At 47.3% G+C, this 19,819-nt stretch carries 15 protein-coding genes; 10 read left to right on the top strand and 5 right to left on the bottom strand.

What is annotated here, in order from left to right; all coding sequences use genetic code 11:
* Nucleotides 1-5: 5 nt before the first annotated feature.
* A complete protein-coding gene (maoP, locus tag Q365_RS0125145) occupies nt 6-335 on the bottom strand; it encodes a DUF413 domain-containing protein (RefSeq protein WP_028025960.1) in 330 nt (109 codons plus the stop codon).
* A 651-nt stretch (nt 336-986) separates the two neighbouring features.
* Here maoP and Q365_RS27045 point away from each other — a divergent pair.
* Nucleotides 987-1,145 (top strand): hypothetical protein, encoded by a 159-nt coding sequence (locus Q365_RS27045; protein WP_169737861.1) that lies wholly within the window; start codon nt 987-989, stop codon nt 1,143-1,145.
* Nucleotides 1,146-1,244: 99 nt separating this feature from the next.
* Here Q365_RS27045 and Q365_RS0125135 read toward each other — a convergent pair whose 3' ends face one another.
* A complete protein-coding gene (locus Q365_RS0125135) occupies nt 1,245-2,159 on the bottom strand; it encodes a permease (RefSeq protein ID WP_028025959.1) in 915 nt (304 codons plus the stop codon).
* Between the two features lie 112 nt (nt 2,160-2,271).
* On the opposite strand from Q365_RS0125135, the gene Q365_RS0125130 reads away from it, so the two are divergent.
* Nucleotides 2,272-2,595 carry an ArsR/SmtB family transcription factor gene (locus Q365_RS0125130; protein WP_028025958.1) on the top strand — a complete coding sequence of 108 codons (324 nt, stop codon included), beginning with the start codon at nt 2,272-2,274 and terminating at the stop codon, nt 2,593-2,595.
* Nucleotides 2,596-2,747: 152 nt separating this feature from the next.
* On the opposite strand, the gene nagZ is transcribed toward Q365_RS0125130, so the two are convergent.
* Nucleotides 2,748-3,752, bottom strand: a complete 1,005-nt coding sequence (gene nagZ / locus Q365_RS0125125; protein ID WP_028025957.1) for a beta-N-acetylhexosaminidase — start codon at nt 3,750-3,752, stop codon at nt 2,748-2,750.
* Nucleotides 3,753-3,894: 142 nt separating this feature from the next.
* On the opposite strand from nagZ, the gene Q365_RS0125120 reads away from it, so the two are divergent.
* A complete protein-coding gene (locus Q365_RS0125120; RefSeq protein WP_028025956.1) occupies nt 3,895-4,989 on the top strand; it encodes an anhydro-N-acetylmuramic acid kinase in 1,095 nt (364 codons plus the stop codon).
* A 47-nt stretch (nt 4,990-5,036) separates the two neighbouring features.
* Here Q365_RS0125120 and Q365_RS0125115 read toward each other — a convergent pair whose 3' ends face one another.
* Nucleotides 5,037-7,598, bottom strand: a complete 2,562-nt coding sequence (locus Q365_RS0125115; protein ID WP_028025955.1) for an EAL domain-containing protein — start codon at nt 7,596-7,598, stop codon at nt 5,037-5,039.
* Nucleotides 7,599-7,984: 386 nt separating this feature from the next.
* On the opposite strand from Q365_RS0125115, the gene Q365_RS0125110 reads away from it, so the two are divergent.
* From Q365_RS0125110 to Q365_RS0125085, 6 genes are all read left to right on the top strand, one after another.
* Nucleotides 7,985-8,977, top strand: a complete 993-nt coding sequence (locus Q365_RS0125110) for a sugar-binding transcriptional regulator (protein ID WP_028025954.1) — start codon at nt 7,985-7,987, stop codon at nt 8,975-8,977.
* 306 nt (nt 8,978-9,283) lie between these two features.
* A complete protein-coding gene (gene tal, locus Q365_RS0125105) occupies nt 9,284-10,234 on the top strand; it encodes a transaldolase (protein WP_028025953.1) in 951 nt (316 codons plus the stop codon).
* 368 nt (nt 10,235-10,602) lie between these two features.
* On the top strand, nt 10,603-12,597 hold the full coding sequence (gene tkt, locus Q365_RS0125100; RefSeq protein ID WP_028025952.1) for a transketolase: 1,995 nt from the start codon (nt 10,603-10,605) through the stop codon (nt 12,595-12,597).
* Nucleotides 12,598-12,863: 266 nt separating this feature from the next.
* Nucleotides 12,864-13,565 carry a cupin domain-containing protein gene (locus Q365_RS0125095; RefSeq protein ID WP_028025951.1) on the top strand — a complete coding sequence of 234 codons (702 nt, stop codon included), beginning with the start codon at nt 12,864-12,866 and terminating at the stop codon, nt 13,563-13,565.
* Nucleotides 13,566-13,628: 63 nt separating this feature from the next.
* Nucleotides 13,629-14,270, top strand: coding sequence for a glutathione S-transferase (locus tag Q365_RS0125090; RefSeq protein WP_028025950.1), 642 nt, complete (start codon nt 13,629-13,631; stop codon nt 14,268-14,270).
* 15 nt (nt 14,271-14,285) lie between these two features.
* Entirely contained in the window at nt 14,286-15,068 is a 783-nt protein-coding gene (locus tag Q365_RS0125085; RefSeq protein ID WP_028025949.1) for an MBL fold metallo-hydrolase, read from the top strand.
* 64 nt (nt 15,069-15,132) lie between these two features.
* On the opposite strand, the gene Q365_RS0125080 is transcribed toward Q365_RS0125085, so the two are convergent.
* Nucleotides 15,133-16,092, bottom strand: a complete 960-nt coding sequence (locus Q365_RS0125080; protein ID WP_245621620.1) for a LysR substrate-binding domain-containing protein — start codon at nt 16,090-16,092, stop codon at nt 15,133-15,135.
* Between the two features lie 860 nt (nt 16,093-16,952).
* On the opposite strand from Q365_RS0125080, the gene Q365_RS26935 reads away from it, so the two are divergent.
* A partial coding sequence (locus tag Q365_RS26935; RefSeq protein ID WP_035025819.1) for a calcium-binding protein occupies nt 16,953-19,819 on the top strand: 2,867 nt, incomplete at its 3' end.

Genomic DNA, 19,819 nt, shown 5'->3' with positions numbered 1-19,819 from the left:
TCTGCCTATTCGTCCGCTTCTGCTTCTGAATAATCTTCAGCAGCGCCGTTGCGAGACGTTGAACAGAGATTGTAAACCACGTGCTTGTGGTTGATTTCTCTTAGATACTTTAGCCAACAAAGCGCGTATTGCGTTTCCGCAGCACGACGGCCATTGATCTCATCAACAAATTTTTGCTGTTCTTCATCCTGTGGAACCATGGTGCCTTCAAACAGCGCTTTCATGGTACGGCCACAGGTTTCCAAAAGTTGCGATTCCTTTATGGTGAAATAGCCGGATCGAGCAAAACCTTTTGGAAAATGCTTGTCATCAAAAAACCTTTGACCACTAAACATTATTTAGCTCCTTTACATACTTTGCGCAATATTCTTCATTAAACCATTAAGGTGTAAAGCAAAATATTATTAATCTGACAATAAAGAATTTTAATTCTTATTGCGTTATAGCGATGTTTTTGATTCTTGTCGAGTCCTAAACACCACTTTGATGGTTAACTTTAAACGTAAGGTAGCCAATAAGTTTTACTTGGTCGAGCCTCAATGAAGTAAGTTATTGTAACAATGTGAAAAACATCATCATATAACAAAATTTATGCCACTTTTCTTCAAATTTCCGCTCACCATCACACATTAAAACTCAGAAGCATCTACCCTACATACCCGATTTTTACTGGGATACAGCCCACACTTAGTACCTACTACAAAGGTAGACAACAACCAAAAAAGAAGTGTTAAAAAAAAGAGAAGTTACACCTCGATACAATCGATTTTTTTAATCAATCATGATGAATTTTTTCGTTGTATTTAACTAACACACTAGAACTATGCTTGGTTTGAATTGGCGTAACGCAAACGCCAAAGAAACTTCATCAATATGTCATGTTACTTTGGCTATATTTAAAAGACATGGACTTATCATCGAATACTTATATAGTTTTTCGCTGACAGTCCCAACCATAGTAACGAGAAAGAACAGGGTAAAATAAGATGGCCAAGTGGGAACAGTGGCTGAAAAACGACACTAATCGAAAAGAGAAAGTACAGTCTAAGTTCAACGACGAATTCGGAGACGCTCCTCAACGCGACAAGAAGCGCCGCAAACCGCGCCCAAGTCGACCATCCCACGAGGATTACCCGTTCGATTGATGACAAAAAAGCCAGCGATGCGACACATCACTGGCTTTTATTGTTGCCCTAGCTCTGGCTCATTGCATTCAGGCTGGACGATGGCGTAGAAACGGTGGCTTAAAAGAAGATACCGTAGCTATAGCCAGTAAGAACCGCCATTCCCAATACCACAGCGAGAAAGGCCATAATCATCTGGTTGCGAAACAGGGATTTAAGCAAAATCACTTCTGTTAAGCTCGCGCCTGCACTGCCAATCACCAATGCCATAATCGCGCCCATGCTCATGCCTTTTGCTGCCAATGGTGCACTCAGCAATATCACAGCTTCCGCACGAATATAGAGTGGTATACCCACAATCGCTGCGAATGGAATAGCAAACGGGTTGTCACTCCCTGCGTAAGATGCAATCCACTCAGTTGGCATCGCACCATAGATCAGCGAACCAATGCCCACACCGACCAAGACATACGGCAATGCCTTTTTAAAATCCTTCCAAACACCCTGCCAAATTTTCAACCATTTGTTCACAGGCTTTGCGTTGCCAGAGCATGACGTGCCGCAGCCAGCATTGCTTGCTTCAGGTTCAACATACGCCTCTTCTTTCACGTATTTTTCGAACCCGAGTTTTTCTAGCATGTAGCCACCCACCACCGAAACGGTTAACGCGGAGGCAAAGTAGTACGCAGTCACTTCAAGCCCGAAGGTGACGGCGAATAGGCCGATGATCATAGGGTTCAACAGTGGGCTTGCTAACAAGAACACCATCATGGTGCCAAAACCTGCCTGTGCGCGAATCAGCCCTTTTAAGAAGGGAATGGTCGAGCACGAGCAGAACGGCGTGATTGCGCCTAAGAGCGCGGCCATGAAGTAGCCTTTACCGTTCTTGCTGCTCAATATGTTGCGAATGCGCGCTGGCGGAATGTACATCTGCAGTACGCCCACCAAGTAACTAATCGCCAAAAACAAAATGGTAATTTCCACTGCGAGAAAGGCAAACATGCCGAGGGTGGAGGTAACAACGTCTGTATTCATCATGATTCTCTTTAAACTACATTTCTGGAATAATCGAAATATAGTTTTATCAGGCGACGAGATCAAGATATTTCTGGTATTATCGAAATATAAATTTTTCAGAGGCTGGTTTATGGAACTGGACGCGGTAGCAAAAGCATTGAAAGAACTGGGACATCCGACCCGTTTAACTATTTTTAGGCGCTTGGTGCGCTCAGGCTATAACGGCATCGCCGTGGGAGAAGTTCAAGAGGATCTCGGCATTCCTGGCTCTACGCTCTCTCATCATCTTTCCAGCTTGATGTCAGCGGGCCTGATTGCACAACGTCGTGAAGGACGCGTGCTTTACTGTGTCGCTCAGTTCGAGCAATTGGAGGCGGTATTGGCGTTTTTGCAGGATGAGTGTTGTGTGGATGAAGGACAAGAGCCAGAAAGAGAAGGAAAAGCCAGGTCCTAGGCCCTAGGAAAAGCTAAGAGCGGACAAAAAGACAAGAGCGAAAAAGAAACTAAGCTTTCAGCATTTTATCTTCGCGCTTTAGCTCCGCTCTTCCTAGGACCTAGGATCTTCTCTTCCGCTTTTTGCTTTTTCTTCCGCTCTTGCTCTCAAGCCTAGCTGTTTTTCTCTTGCCACTGCGTATTGAAGGTCATCACACGCTGTTGCACTTCACGCCATTTCGCCGAGCTTTGTAGCTCTTTAACCGAGAACTGCGTTTTTTTGAGCAATGTGGACGCTTGTGGCACTTCGCTGATCGCGATGTTATCCAACACCTCAATCGAGGATTGACGATTGTTGCAAAGCAGCAGCATGTCGCAGCCAGCATCTAACGCTTGTTGGCTGCGCTCAGCAGGGCCGCCCATTACGGTCGCGCCTTCCATGTTTAAGTCATCAGAGAAAACGATGCCTTTGAATGCCAGCTGATCACGAAGTATTTTCTTCAACCAATACGGTGAGCCGCTGGCGGGTAATGCATCGTAATGCGGGTAGATCACGTGCGCTGGCATCATAGCGTCTAATAAGCCCGCATCGACTTGGGCGTTGAATATCGCCATGTCTTGCTCAAACAGGTTGTCGCGTTCATCGACAGGGCTTTCTACGTGCGAATCCGCCAATACCGCGCCGTGGCCCGGGAAGTGCTTGCCCGTGGTTGCCATGCCAGCGTCTTTCATTCCCGCCATAAACGCCGTTGAGAAGCGAATAACCGTTTCGTTGTCGTCACCGAATGCCCGGCTGCCAATGGCTTTACAATCAAAACCACGATCAAGCACGGGCGCAAAGCTCAAATCAAAATCATGTGCCATCAATTCTGCTGCCATCAACCAGCCTGATTCACGCGCCAGCGTTTCACCTTGTGGCATCAGTGCATAAGACTGCGCAGGAGGAATGATCGTAAATTGCTCTCTGAATCGCTGAACACGTCCGCCTTCTTGGTCAACGCCAATCAAAATTGGGCGTTTCGCTGCTTTACGGATCGATTGGTTCAGCGCAGCAAGCTGCTGGCTATCATGAAAATTACGCGAAAAAATAATCACGCCGCCAACGGTCGGATGTGCCAATAACTCACGCTCTTCTGCGTCTAGCTCGCATCCTTCCACATCAACCCACAATGGGCCCATGGTGCTCTCCTGTTAGATAAATAGCTCTAAGATGAATACTACGACGAGTCACATCTTCAACACAATTTCGATCACCAATTTCTTTGGACTGTGAGAGACTTAAGTTATCAAACTAAAAGAAAAAAGAGGCTTATCCGTGAGCATGTATATTGGCATTATGTCCGGCACAAGTTTGGACGGTATCGATCTGGTTGTTGCAGACTTTGAGAACCATTCCGCCCAGCTTCATCATCAAGCCATGTATCCCTTTCCGGAAGAACTGAAATCCAAGCTCATCGCGCTAAGCCAAGGTGCGCCAGTCACCTTGCAAGAGATTGGCACCATCGACCATTTTCTGGGTAAAACCTACGCGAGCGCTGTGAATCGCTTTTTGAATGAAACTGGACGTAGCCACCAAGACATCACTGCCATTGGTTGCCACGGGCAAACGGTTTTTCATCAACCTGATGGCCCTATGCCTTTCACCATGCAACTTGGCGATGCCAACCTCATCGCAGCGTTAACTGGGATCACGACAGTGGCAGATTTTCGCCGAAAAGACATGGCGCTAGGCGGGCAAGGTGCACCGCTGGTTCCTGCGTTTCATCGCTATCTATTTGGCGAATCACACCAAACACGTGTGGTGCTGAACATTGGCGGTATCGCCAATATTTCGGTGCTTGCGCCAAATGCACCAGTGAGCGGTTATGACACTGGCCCTGGGAACATGCTGATGGACAGCTGGATACTTCAGCATCAGCAGCAACCCTACGACAAAAACGGCGCGTGGGCAGCGACAGGTTCGGTTAACACCGCCCTGCTCTCCCAAATGCTAGAAGACGAGTACTTCGAGCTTTCAGCGCCGAAAAGCACGGGGCGTGAGCGTTTTCACCAAGGTTGGTTAACGCAGCAATTGGCGCTATTCGTTCACGCAGTATCACCAGAAGACGTGCAAGCGACATTGCTGGCATTAACCGCGCAATCTATTGCGAATGAATTAAACAACGACGATGCGGGAGAATTGCTCGTATGCGGTGGCGGTGCAAAGAACACGGCATTGATGAGCGCTTTGCAAAACGCCCTACCTCGCTGGCAAGTAATGCCAACCGATAAGAAAGGCGTTGAAGGGGATTCTCTGGAAGCGCTGGCGTTTGCGTGGCTTGCGAGACAAGCGCTCAATGGCGAACCGGGGAATCTCCCTGAGGTGACAGGGGCAAGCCGCCAATGTCGTCTTGGCGCTATCTATTTTCCTGACTAAGCGCTTATGCAGAGTAAGCGCTTATCCTGATTCAACGCTGATTCCGGCTATGAGCCTAAACGACGAGAACGTTTGGTCGGCATGGGGGTTTGATTGACCGTTCGCTTGAGGTACAGCAGATATTGGCTGAAACTCAACGGACGGGAATAGTGATAGCCTTGGGCAATATCCACGCCATAGCGCTTCAGTACGACCGCAGTTTCTAAGTCTTCCACACCTTCGGCAACGACCATTAATCCTAATGATTTCGCCATTTCTGTCGTCGCTCGGACAATGTTTTGCTGACGCGGGCTGCTTGTCAAAGATTGAATAAAACCACGGTCGATTTTTAGCTCAGTAAACGGTAACTGAGAAAGATACGTCAGCGACGAATATCCCGTCCCATAGTCATCAATTGAGACTTCAATATCGTGCTTTGACAGTTCTTCGATCACATCATTTAATCGATCGTAGTCAGACACCATGGTCGATTCAGTGAGTTCAAGTGACAGTGTTCCTGTGGGAACTTTGTAGTGATGGGCAATATCTGCCACTTTATCGACAAGATTAGGTATCGCGATATCTGAGGCACTGACATTAATAGACAAACGGCGACCAAAGCCAAGTTCGACCAGCTTGCTTTGTTGATAGAATGCACGCTTAATCACCCACATGGTCAAGTCGTTAATCATCCCCACTTCTTCCGCGAGCTTAACGAACACTTCAGGTGATACTTGCCCAAATTTTGGGTGTTCCCAACGCAGCAACACTTCTGAACCGTGGATTGAACCGGTCCTTAAATCAATCTGAGGTTGGTGATAAAGCTGCAACTCGTCGTTGTCGATGGCTTTTCTTAAATCCGCCACCAGAGACATATTCAGGGTGCGGTTAAAGTTATTCAGTGAGTCATAAGCGCTGACTTTTTTGCTTGACGACGAGGTTTCAGTTAACGCTTGAAGCGCCTTGTTGAACAGCACATCTGTGCGGTTACCATCTTTGGGATGGAGACTCGTTCCAATCGAACCTTGTATGCGAATCGCAAAATTGTTCAATTCAACATAGCTGTCGAGTTCATCAAGAACACTGGATAACAGAAGCTGCACTTTTTCCTCATCCGCAGACAGCACAATGAAACCAAATTGGCCTTCCTTGATGCTCGCGATGCGATATGACTGACGATAGCCAACCTCTAACACATGCACCTCATCGCTATCCAATGCAATATCCAGTCTCGAACATACCTCGCCGACAAGGTGTCGTTTTTCTTTGTCTGACATATAAGGAGCGAGGCTTGAAAAGCGAGCAATCTGGAAACAGCACAAGCTGAAGTTCACATTTTTGCCAATCAAGCTTTCGATTTCTAAACGCAGCACGTTGGCATTGGGCATATCTGAAATCGCATCATGCGTCAGTTGGTAGACAGACTCTTCTCGCTGATGGCGAAAACGTTCCGCAAGCGCAAGCGCCATGCACAAAACGGCAAGCACAGTACCCAGCATGAACGCGTAGCGAGACAGTAAGGTGTACTCAATCACCCCTGTGACTAATAAAGGCGGAAACAATCCAGCGATAATCAAAGGCAACCAGGAAAACATAAACATGCCGCTCCAACGCCCCCCCACATTCCAGCGTCGCCAAATCAGCAGACCAATGAGCGCATAGAACACGGGTTGAACAGCGATCAAAAACGTTCCGGATATATGTTCTGGTAATGCAAAGGACATCAGCATCAATCCAAGCAGCACCATGATCCCGTAGTGAACGATTTGCTTTAACAGCGATTGCACTTTGTGCACTCTCAAGTACAAATGTGCAAATAGCAGAGATAGCAAAAACAGCCCAAAGGTTAGAGCAACCACATTATTGCTAAAAAACGTTTGGAGAACCGGCGGGAATAAGTAAATACCAAAGCCGTGGATAGCACCTAACTGAACCATAGCCGTTAATACATAACCGGCATATACAAGGTACACACGCTCTTTCAATGACACGTAAACGGCAAGGTTATACACCGCGACTAAGATCATTATCGCAATGAATCCCCCCCACAAGGTATGGATCAATTGCGCGAGTACATTGAACTCTTCAGCATCCATCAACCAAATTGGCATCACTGGAATACCTGTCGAATAGATGTGCAAATAAATCGTCGACTGCTCAAAAGCATCAAGCGTAAAACGAACTGAAGGCGGCATGTTCCCTTGGCTATAGCCTAGATCAACACTGTCACCCAAGTTCCATTGTCTGATCTCTTCACCATCGGGTGTGTATTGGTAGATATTGAGCCTGTCGATCATTGGCGTGTCAAAATACAAAGACATATGGCGATGGTCCGCAGCCATATTCTCCAAATCCATTTTGACCCAATACGACTTGTTCCCCAATTGCCAAGGAATATTCTTTGGGTCATCAATGTTTCTAAAAATCGCGGATTCTTTGACATAGCCAAGAATGTGGCTGTTAGTGCTATCAACGAAATACCCGTAATTCACACTGATGTTTGGCGCAAAAGAGGAAAGCGAAGGAAACAAGCCACCAAAACGAATGCCTGCAATGATGAAGGAAGCCACGATCAGTAACGTCACTGACAGCCAGAGGGATCGATTAGGTATGAGAGACTGGTACCTCATGAGAACACCCTGCAAAAGCGACGTAGCGAGAGGATGAATCTATCAACAATAAGAATACCAACCCATATAGGAATATACGGCTTCAGTCTAACCTTCATAGAAAACCCAACTAACAAGCGACGAAATAAAAAAGTAGCGTGATGCGTTCAAATTATCTTTCTTCACTGGCAAAGGCGTGATGTGTTCTGGGCCAGCAAGATTTGAATCGTATATGCTCAATTTAGATACGGATGACCAATTTTTCAAACACGAAAGCCTCTCAATGCGCAAATTATCGATAATTTATGTACTTTTTTTGCCTGCACAAATGTTCGTAACTCAAACATTTGTTCATACCTAAAAAAGTCAGTAGACTAACGCCACATCATTTTGAGCGGGACGTAGCAATGAGTACCACGCGTACATTGAGTAGCAACTTTGAAAGTCTGCTCGACGACACCAACCTTCTCACTGAAATTGCGATTCTTTACTACCAACAAAACACGACACAAGAAGAGATATCCAAGAAATTTGGTATTAGTCGCGCCAAAGTGAGCAGACTGCTCCGACGCGCTCGTGAAGAAGGCATTGTTGAAATAACGGTGAAATTTCACCCTGTCCATAGCGCACAACTCGAACAACGCTTGATGGAGAAATTCAATCTCAAGCGCGCCTTAATCGCCCTCGACCAACCCAGCGTACAAGAGCAACGGACGCAAGTTGCCACCTTGGTGTCTTCATTTCTCGATGGGAATTTGCAAGATGGTATGGTTGTCGCCGTAGGCCAAGGCCAAAACGTCGCGGCAGTCGCTGACCAGCCTGGCATTGTTTCACACCGTAACGCCCGATTTGTTTGCGCGATTGGCGGAACCCATCGTAGCGGTGACATCATCAACGCAGACCACATCTGTCGTCGACTAGCCAAGAAGTTCGGTGGTAGCAGTGAAACCCTCTATGCCCCTGCCTATGTTGATACGCCTGAGATCCGCGATGTTTTTCTCAACCATCCGAACATCAATGAAACATTGAACCAAGCACGCAAAGCCGAGTTTGCACTGGTTGGTATCGGCGACATGGATGAAAACAGTCATATGGTGAAGCTGGGTTGCTTCTCTGCGCGTGAGTTTGTTGAAGCCAGAGTCAACGATGGTATTGTAGGAGACATCGGTGGATTCGACTTCTTTAAACTTGATGGAAGCCGCGCCAACACCCTAATGCGAGATCGCGTCGTCGGTTTGGAAATGCAAGACCTCACCAGCATTCCTAACGTGATCGCCATGGCGAGTGAAAGCCGAAAAGCATTGTCGATTCTAGGTGCACTAAAAACCGAGACGATTGATGTGCTAGCAACCAGTGCAAGCTGTGCCATGGCACTGCTTAACATGGTCGACAATGAGTAATGAGTGATACCCAAATCACCTAACGGTCATGCTCAAATTGGTGGAATTGCCAGCCCCTTTTCAACACATTTAGTTATTAGGGGTAAAATGAGTGAGATCGTCGTGATATTTATCTAATGATAGCGTTGACTTTGTCGCTCAAAAACACAAACATAACCCTATCATTTGCTCAGGTACGTTGCATTTGTTCAACCTGTTACTGACTCTCTCTAAGAGTGCTATTCAAACAGGCTGCTAGAAATGCCACTGGGCGCTTGCAGGCTGCCACAGCAGTCATTGTGAAACTCTACATTTAAGGTTTAAAAGATGAGCACGAAACTCGAACAATTACGCAAGCTCACAACCGTGGTTGCGGACACTGGTGATATTGATGCGATTGCGAAATACCAACCACAAGATGCCACTACTAACCCTTCATTGATCCTGAAAGCCGCCCAAATTCCTGAGTATGCGCCTCTTATTGAAGAAGCGATTGCTTACGCTAAATCGAAAAGCCAAGACGCAGACCAACAACTTGCTGATGCAGGTGACCGTCTCGCCGTGAACATCGGCAAAGAAATCCTGAACGTTATCCCTGGTCGTATCTCAACGGAAGTTGATGCGCGTTTGTCTTACGATTTCGAAGGCAGCGTAGCGAAAGCACGCAAACTGATCAGCATGTATAACGAGGCAGGTATCAGCAATGATCGCATCCTGATCAAGCTGGCATCAACGTGGGAAGGTATCCGCGCAGCAGAAGTGCTGGAAAAAGAAGGCATCAACTGTAACCTGACCCTGTTGTTCTCATTCGCACAAGCTCGCGCATGTGCTGAAGCCGGTGTTTACCTTATCTCTCCTTTCGTTGGTCGCATCATGGACTGGTATAAAGCGAAAGAAGGCCGCGATTTCGAAGCAGCAGAAGACCCAGGCGTACTTTCTGTTTCTGCTATTTACGATTACTACAAATCTCATGGCTACAACACCGTAGTCATGGGTGCTAGCTTCCGTAACATTGGCGAAATCTTGGAGCTGGCTGGCTGTGACCGCCTGACTATCAGCCCTGACTTGCTACAAGTTCTGTCTGAAGAACAAGGCGACGTTGTGCAGAAGCTGTCTGACGATGTGGAAATCAAAGAGCGTCCAGCGCCGATGACCCACGCTGAGTTCCTTTGGGAGCACAATATGGATCCGATGGCTGTTGAAAAACTTGCCGAAGGCATTCGCAATTTCGCGGTTGACCAAGGCAAACTTGAAGTCATGATTCGCGAAAAACTGTAAACTCGCAAAACACATTTTCAAGAGCGGCTATTGCCGCTCTCTTATTTCTTATATGATCCTAGGGTCTGTTGATCTTTGGTGATGATTTTTGCAGCAGTTTGTGGCGACTTTATACAAGGAAGAGACTTCGATGTGTAGCTGGCCTACATGAGAAGTCGATAACGCAGGAGAAAGTCGCCACAAACGCTGCCCGAAGGGTTCTGCTAAAAGCATTTTATGCTTTGTTGAGGCGTATTTGCTTAGAATAACTAGGCGGCACACACCTCGCCTCGCCTAAAATGCTTTTAGCTAGAACAAAAATTTAACCACCAAAGATCAACAGATCCTTGCCCTCAGGTCAGATTATCATTTAATAAGGTAAGCCCAAGATGGAACGTAAAACACTTGCCAATGCGATCCGTGCGTTAAGCATGGACGGTGTACAACAAGCAAACTCTGGTCACCCAGGCGCCCCAATGGGCATGGCTGATATCGCCGAAGTCCTGTGGCGTGACCACATGAACCACAACCCACAAAACCCTGAGTGGGCTGATCGCGACCGTTTCGTACTGTCAAACGGCCATGGTTCAATGCTGATTTACTCTCTGCTGCACCTCACCGGTTACGATCTGTCTATCGACGATCTGAAAAACTTCCGTCAACTGCATTCAAAAACCCCAGGTCACCCTGAGTACGGTTATGCACCAGGCGTTGAGACCACAACCGGTCCGCTAGGCCAAGGCATCACTAATGCAGTGGGCATGGCAATGGCAGAGAAATCTCTGGCAGCGCAATTTAACCGTGAAGGCCACGACATCGTTGACCACAACACTTACGTGTTCTTGGGCGATGGCTGTTTGATGGAAGGTATCTCTCACGAAGCATGTTCTCTGGCAGGCACGCTAGGCTTGGGCAAACTGGTTGCGTTCTGGGATGACAACGGTATTTCTATCGATGGTCACGTTGAAGGCTGGTTCACTGACGATACACCTAAGCGTTTTGAAGCTTACGGCTGGCACGTTATTCCTGCTGTTGATGGTCACGATGCTGACGCAATCAACGCGGCAATCGAAGCAGCAAAAGCAGAAACTGGCCGCCCTACTCTGATTTGTACCAAAACCGTGATCGGTTTCGGTTCACCAAACAAAGCAGGCACACACGATTGTCACGGCGCTCCACTTGGCGCAGATGAAATCGCAGCAACCCGTCAAGAACTAGGATGGGAACATGGCCCGTTTGAAATCCCGCAAGACATCTATTCAGCGTGGTCTGCGAAAGACGCAGGCACAACGAAGGAAGCTGCGTGGAACGAGAAACTGGCTGCGTATGAGTCAGCTTACCCAGAACTTGCCGCTGAATTTAAACGCCGCGTAAACGGCGACTTGCCAGCTGAGTGGGATGCGAAAGCAAACGCAATCATCGCTGACTTGCAAGCGAACCCTGCAAACATTGCATCACGTAAAGCGTCTCAAAACGCGCTAGAAGCGTTTGGTGCGATGCTTCCTGAATTCATGGGTGGCTCTGCTGACCTTGCGCCTTCAAACCTGACCATGTGGTCTGGTTCGAAAGCGGTCACCGCTGACGACGCATCAGGCAACTACATCCACTACGGTGTGCGTGAGTTCGCAATGACAGCGATCATCAACGGTATTGCGCTGCATGGCGGTTTCGTGCCATACGGTGCAACTTTCCTGATGTTCATGGAATACGCACGTAACGCAATGCGCATGGCTGCACTGATGAAAATTCAGAACATCCAAGTGTACACTCATGACTCAATCGGTCTGGGTGAAGATGGTCCAACACACCAACCTGTTGAACAAATCTCTTCACTGCGCCTAACGCCAAACATGAGCACATGGCGTCCGTGTGACCAAGTAGAGTCTGCGGTTGCATGGAAACTGGCTATCGAGCGTAAAGACGGGCCAACCTCGCTGATCTTCTCTCGTCAGAACTTGGCACAACAAGCGCGTGATGCAGAGCAAGTAGCGAACATTGCAAAGGGTGGTTACATCCTAAAAGACAGCATTGGTCAACCAGAGCTGATCCTTATCGCAACGGGTTCTGAAGTGGAATTGGCGGTTGAAGCGGCAACCCAACTGACTGCTGATGGCATTCAGGTACGCGTTGTTTCTATGCCAGCAACTGACGTGTTCGACAAACAAGATGCGGCGTACCGCGAATCTGTATTGCCTTCAGACGTGACAGCACGTGTTGCGATTGAAGCCGGTATTGCTGATTTTTGGTACAAGTACGTAGGTTTCGACGGCCGTATCATCGGTATGCACACCTTCGGTGAATCTGCACCAGCAGGCGAACTGTTCAAGATGTTCGGTTTCACTGTTGAAAACGTGGTTGAAACGGCGAAAGAGTTGGTTGAATAAACCCTCGCCCCCCTCAATAACCACGCTTTAAAATCAAAAACATCACGTTTTTGATGTTTAAAACCCGCTAATAAGCGGGTTTTTTATTGCTTGAAAGACACTGGCCAAACCGCCATAAGAAAACCAACTTCTTTTAAATACAATAGATTAAACCCCTCAACGCCTACCGACATACCAAAACTATCTCGCCCTAATAATTTTTGTGCCTCGTGCTCAGAATTTACTCTCCTTAGACTAACCACAAATCAAAAACAAGGAGTTGCGAGATGACAACAACAGACACCAAAACAGCCAGCCAAGAATACATCGAATGGAATGTCGATCTGTCTGTTCCAATCACCGTGTCAGGCGGATCATTACCGTTTTCTGATACGCCAATGGTTGGCGTGAAGCGCATGATGTTTGAGCGCCGTGGCGACGAAATTGCAAGACGAGCAACTTCATGTGTTCGTTACGCAAAAGGTAGCTCTTTTAAACCTCACAGCCACCCAGGCGGTGAAGAGTATCTTGTTCTTGACGGTACGTTCTCCGATCACAACGGCGATTTCACAAAAGGCTGGTATGTGCGTAACCCCGTTGGCTCAACCCATGCGCCGTTTACTAAAGAAGGTTGTGAAATTTTCGTCAAACTGTCCCAAGTGCCTTCCGACGAACCTGATTATTTCTACCTCAATACCCATGAGGCGGATTGGAACACCATCGAAGATAAGCATATTCAACTGCAACTATGGCAATCAGACATCGAAAACACGACGTTAAATCAGTTCAAATCTGGCTATACATCGAACGTCTTTACGAACAATGACGTGACCGAATTCTTCGTACTGTCAGGTACGGTTACGGTCAACGATAGTGTCTACGAGCATCACTCTTGGATGCGTTTTCCAGCGGGTACGACATTGACGCTCTCCACCACATTGGGCGCCCTGGTTTATCAAAAAATCGGGGCTGGCGAAGTACGCGTCTAGCCTCCTAAAAACTCAACGGATTAAACAATATAACGACCGAGAAGACTCGGATAAGGAATCGTCATGTCCTCACAAAATACCATTACCATTTATGAAACCACAGGCTTCCCTAACCCTGCTCGCATTCGTGCCGCATTGGCCGAGAAAAATGCACTGAATCAAGTCACGTTTGTCGAAGTTGATGTCATGAATCTAGAACACAGAACTGACCAATTCTATGCCAAGAACCCGACAGGAACTGTGCCCGTACTTCGCACCTTAGAAGGTGAATACATTTCTGAATCTACCGCCATTACTGAATATATTGATGCGCTTTTTGATGGTCCATCGCTCACGGGGACAACACCGTTAGAGCGGGGAATAATCCACATGATGCAACGCAGAGCGGAGTCGATGGTGATGGATGCGGTTGGCACTTACTTCCACCACGCAACCGACGGATTGGGGCCAAAGCTGGAAACCTATCAATGTACAGAATGGGGCAACCACCAGAAGCAACGCGCGGTTGCCGGGTTTGCGTACTTCAACACCCTGTTGGAAAACAACCTTTACGTTGCTGCTAATGCCTTTTCAATGGCAGATATCACCCTATTTTATGGATTAGCATTTGCCGAATTTGCTGGCCTTCAGATTCCGAGTGAATTAACAAACCTCATCGCATGGCGAGAAACCATGTCTCAAAGAGACTGTTTTTCAGCAAATTAACAGAGGCGTGAGACCATGAAAGTACAACCATTTTTCCATATGGAGACTGGCTCACTCACTTATGTTGTATCTGACAGTGGGTATGCACTCATTGTGGACCCAGTTCTCGACTACAAAGACGGCGAAATCTCTTACAACCACGTAGATTCAGTGTTGGAGTATATTGTCCAAAAAGGTCTTGATTTACGTCTAGTATTAGAAACGCACATTCACGCCGATCATCTCTCAGCATCCCAGTATGTCAAAGACATCACGGGCGCCAAATCAGTGATAAGCGCGAAGATAAAAGAGGTCTTCAATCAGTGGAAAGCCAAACTGAACCTGAAAAGCCTTGCGAGCTTCGATTTTTTTGTCGATAGCCATTCTCGGATTCAATTTGGTTCAAAGTTCATTGAAGTCATCGAAACACCGGGGCATACCCCCGCTTGTATCACGTATAAAATCGATGACCATGTCTTTGTCGGTGACACTCTCTTTGCGCCAGACAAAGGTACATCAAGGGCTGACTTTCCAGGCGCTAGTGCAACAGAATTGTTCCACTCTATTAAGAAGCTTTACCAGCTACCTAGAGAAACAAACGTTTATCTTTGCCATGACTACCCACCATTAGGAGCGGCACCGACATCGTGTGTGAAACTGGAATCGCAAAAGCGCAGGAACGTAATGCTTAGCCAAAATACCTCTCTGAGTGAGTACATCTTTATGCGAGACCGAAGAGACCAGTTGCTGAAAGAGCCAAAGCTGTTGAATGTCGCCATTCCGTTTAACCTCACCTACCTCTTGCCAGCCAAACGTTAATACACAAAAAGGGACTCACGATCCATGAGTCCCTTTTTGAACACAACATTTGGGACTGATAAATTCAAACGGTAGAAAGCAACCAGTTCCTAAAACTATCAATGTGTTCACTCATATCACTCTGCTCTTCATTGAGCTTCCAGACGATAAAATAACAAAAACGGGAGCGATATTTGTATTTGTTGACATCAAAAGGGCAAATTAACTCCCCAGTTTTAAGCTCATCTTCGATCAATCGACTTCTCGCCAAAGCAAGACCGTTCCCTCTGCGCGCGAGTTCCATCACGCTTGCGAAGTCATTGATTTTTAAACCGTGCAATTTGGCGGAAACAGCAACATCGACACGATCTGACCACTCTTGCCAAGATGGATAACCGCAGCTTGCGGGTACCGAATGGTCATGAAGTAAAGGAATATCGCGCAATAAATGAGGTGGTACTTCATCGAGGCCATATTGTTTAGCAAACGCTGGTGAACACACTGGAAAAATGTCTTCAAACATTAAGTGCTGCGCGCACACACCTTCCCATTGTCCGAGTCCATATCGTATGCCAACATCAATGCCATTCTCGGCGTAATCCACGACCGACACGTTTGTTTCCACCAAAATATCGATATCGTCATGCCGCATCTGATATTGGTTGACTCTACTTAGTAGCCATTTAGACGCGACGGAAGGACTCGCTGACACAGTGATCACATCTTCTTTGGGTTGATCAAAAAGGTGGTTTAAACCTCGCACAATCAAATCGAAACCACGATGAATATCGGGGAAAGCTCTTACCCCCTCATCCGTCAACGTTAAACGTGATGTGCCTGACGTAGCTCTAGTGAATAATCTTACATCCAGCCAGTCTTCTAACTGCCTAACTTGCTGGCCCACTGCTGCGGGGGTAACGTTAAGTTCTTGTGCCGCACCCGCGAAACTATTGTGCCGGGCTGCCGCTTCAAACGCCTTTATTCCGTTAAGATGAGCGATCCTGTTAACTTTCGATTTATTAAACCATTTTTTAGATGCATCCATCATCTATCCTCTGTTATCTATCCTGCACCCTTCTTTCCATTATAGCCTGTACGATTTTTTCCTTGCCATAACATGTATTCTATAGCGGAGATTACTAACACACAGATTATACGACCTAATCATTTAAATAGTTTAGATTTAAAATTTCCTTGCAATATTATGTGTATACACAATAAATCAATGACAAATAATAAATTCACACTAGCCACTCACATCAAAAAATCTTAATATTAACTAATTCTAATTCTCTAAAATTAGAAACCTTCGCGATTACACTTTAGTGAAAATTATAGAATTAGTAATGGAACCGTTAAATTTAAAGGGTTCCAGAGTCACCAGACTCTATAGTCATAGACTTTAACTCTCTACACATGCAAATTTTTAAAATTAGATACTCTTACTAAAAGTCTGAGTTTCTAGCCTAGAAAAATACAAACCTGACTATAATTACATTCAAGCCAATAACAACCCCAGAAAAATAATGAGTTTCTAATCATGAAATAAAAAACATTGTTGAATTTACTCGCAAAAAAACAGAAAACAAAATAACCAAATTAAATCTAATTAAATAAATTCATACAAATCATTATGTTAAACTGAAAATTTCATATTTTAAATTATAGACACAAGAATGCACTAGCTACATAACACCTAGCAGACCTAATACTTTTATCATGCCAATATAAATACGCACTAATCAACACACAAGATAATATCAAAAATAAGACACTCACTATTAAGAATCTTAGAAACTCCTTTGCTACTTTCCAGTGACAGACTTTTTCGTCCATTCATTCAAACAAGAGAATGACATTAACTATCACTGAAAAACAATCATACGTAGATCGAGGGAGCGACTCATGACCAACATTATTAATGGAACCGAATCTGACGACATCATCATAGGAACCAATGACGCAGATATAATCTACGGTAACGGCGGAAACGATTTCATACGAGGTGATGCTGGTAACGATTATATATATGGTGGCGACGGAGACGACACTGTTATTGGTGGTGAAGATACAGACGAAGTTCATGGTGATGCTGGTAATGATTGGGTTAAAGGTGGATTTAGAGACGACAAGTTATTTGGCGGATCTGGTGATGACCGTGTAGAGGGAAATAGTGGCAACGATTTCCTATATGGTGGAACTGGCAACGATAAGCTTTATGGCGGATCAGGTACCGATGTTTTATACGGTGAAGATGGCAATGACATGATCAGGGCTGGAGATGATGATGACCTCGCACATGGCGGTCAGGGCAACGACGTCATCTTTGGACAAGAAGGTAACGACACCCTCAATGGGGATAGAGGTAACGATACTCTATGGGGTGGGAATGGCACCGACATTATCAATGGCGGTGAAGGCGATGACAAACTGTTCGGCGAACAAGGAAATGATACGCTCAAAGGTGGCGACGGAAACGACATTCTCTGGGGTGGAGAAGGCCATGACAACATTGATGGTGGAAATGGCAACGACTCACTTCGTGGGGGCGATGGAAATGACTCGCTCAGTGGTGATGCAGGTAACGACATCCTGCATGGCGAGGATGGTGACGACAATCTCATTGGTGGTGATGGCGACGACACGCTTAATGGCGGCAATGGCAATGACACAGTCGCTGGCGGAAACCACGATGACACGCTCATCGGTGGCAGCGGCGATGATAACCTCAAAGGAGAATCCGGAGATGACACCCTGTACGGCGATGCCGGCAATGATACGTTGGAAGGAGGAGTCGGCGATGACGTAATCTTTGGCGATACAGGCTCTCAAGTTAATGAAAAAAATCGCAATAACTTCAACAGAGAAGATATCACCCTTTCTCAAGCCGATGCCGTGGTTGGTGGCAACGACCTGATTTATGCAGGAGAAGGTAATGATACTGCTTATGGTGAAGACGGCAGCGACAAACTCTACGGAGAAAGCGGTAACGACACGCTACACGGTGGCCGTGACAATGACCAGCTCTATGGGGGCACTGGTGACGACTACCTCCATGGCGACTCAGGCGCCGACCATTTAGAAGGTGGCGACGGACATGATTATTTAGATGGCGGTGACGACAACGATGTGCTTTACGGCCAAGAGGGTAATGACACACTTGCTGGCGGTGCAGGTAACGACCACTTAGATGGTGGAAACCACAATGACCGCCTATTTGGTCACGCTGGAAACGATGTTCTTATTGGTGGCGCTGGCGACGATGAGCTTCACGGCGGTGGCGACAACGACAGACTCTATGGTCAAGACGGTCACGACAAGATATATGGTGGTGATGGCAATGACATACTTATGGGCGGCACTGGCAATGACCACTTAGACGGCGGCAACGACAACGACGAACTTTTCGGCGAAGACGGAAACGACACCCTCAAAGGCGGCGCAGGTAACGATCTCCTCGACGGCGGCAACCATGACGACAAACTCTATGGTGAAGCGGGTGACGATACCCTCACCGGGGGGCACGGTAATGACAGCTTAGACGGCGGCGATGACAATGACACGCTCAAGGGCGGTATCGGCAATGACGGCTTATCCGGCGGGAACGGCAACGATGCTCTTTTCGGTGAAGACGGGAATGATGTACTCGTTGGCGGAAACGGCAATGACCATCTCGATGGCGGTAACGACAACGATAACCTCTACGGCCAAGGGGGCAATGACCGTCTTGAAGGCGGCAACGGCAACGATGGCCTTTGGGGTGGAGACGGCGATGATTTGCTCATCGGTGGGCATGGCGATGACCACCTCAATGGCGGCAATGGCAATGATGAACTTTACGGCCAATGGGGTCACGACGACATGCATGGCCTCGCCGGGGATGACAAACTCTATGGCTGGACAGGCAACGACACCCTGCGCGGCGGCGATGGCAACGATTTTCTCGACGGCCAACAGGACAATGACCACGTATATGGTGATAACGGCAACGACACCCTAGTCGGCGGCTATGGCAACGATCATCTCGATGGCGGCAACGACAACGACAAACTCTATGGCCAATGGGGCAATGACCGTCTTGAGGGCGGCAATGGTAACGATGGCCTTTGGGGTGAAGACGGCGATGATGTCCTCGTCGGTGGGCACGGCGATGACCACCTCAATGGCGGCAATGGCAATGATGCACTCCACGGCGAATGGGGCAATGATGACATGCATGGCCTCGCCGGGGATGACAAACTCTATGGCTGGACTGGCAACGACATCCTGCGCGGTGGCGACGGCAATGACCGCCTCGAGGGCCAGCAAGATCACGATTCCCTTTTCGGGGATAACGGCCATGATGTCTTGCTTGGCGGCACAGGCAACGATTACCTCAATGGCGGAAACGATAACGATGCCCTCTATGGCGAAGATGGCAACGACACATTGGATGGTGGCCATGGCAACGATCATCTCGATGGCGGCGAACATGACGACAAACTCTATGGTCGATGGGGTAACGATCGCTTAGAAGGCGGCAACGGCAACGATGGTCTTTGGGGTGAAGACGGCGATGATTTGCTCATCGGTGGGCATGGCGATGACCACCTCAATGGCGGCAATGGCAATGATGAACTTTACGGCCAATGGGGTCACGACGACATGCATGGCCTCGCCGGGGATGACAAACTCTATGGCTGGACAGGCAACGACACCCTGCGCGGCGGCGATGGCAACGATTTTCTCGACGGCCAACAGGACAATGACCACGTATATGGTGATAACGGCAA

This window comes from Enterovibrio calviensis DSM 14347 (assembly GCF_000621165.1).
In the GTDB taxonomy this organism is placed as follows: Bacteria; Pseudomonadota; Gammaproteobacteria; order Enterobacterales; family Vibrionaceae; genus Enterovibrio; species Enterovibrio calviensis.
The sequence above is the reverse complement of the archived record's forward strand: the minus strand, read 5'-3'. Positions and strand labels throughout refer to the sequence as shown.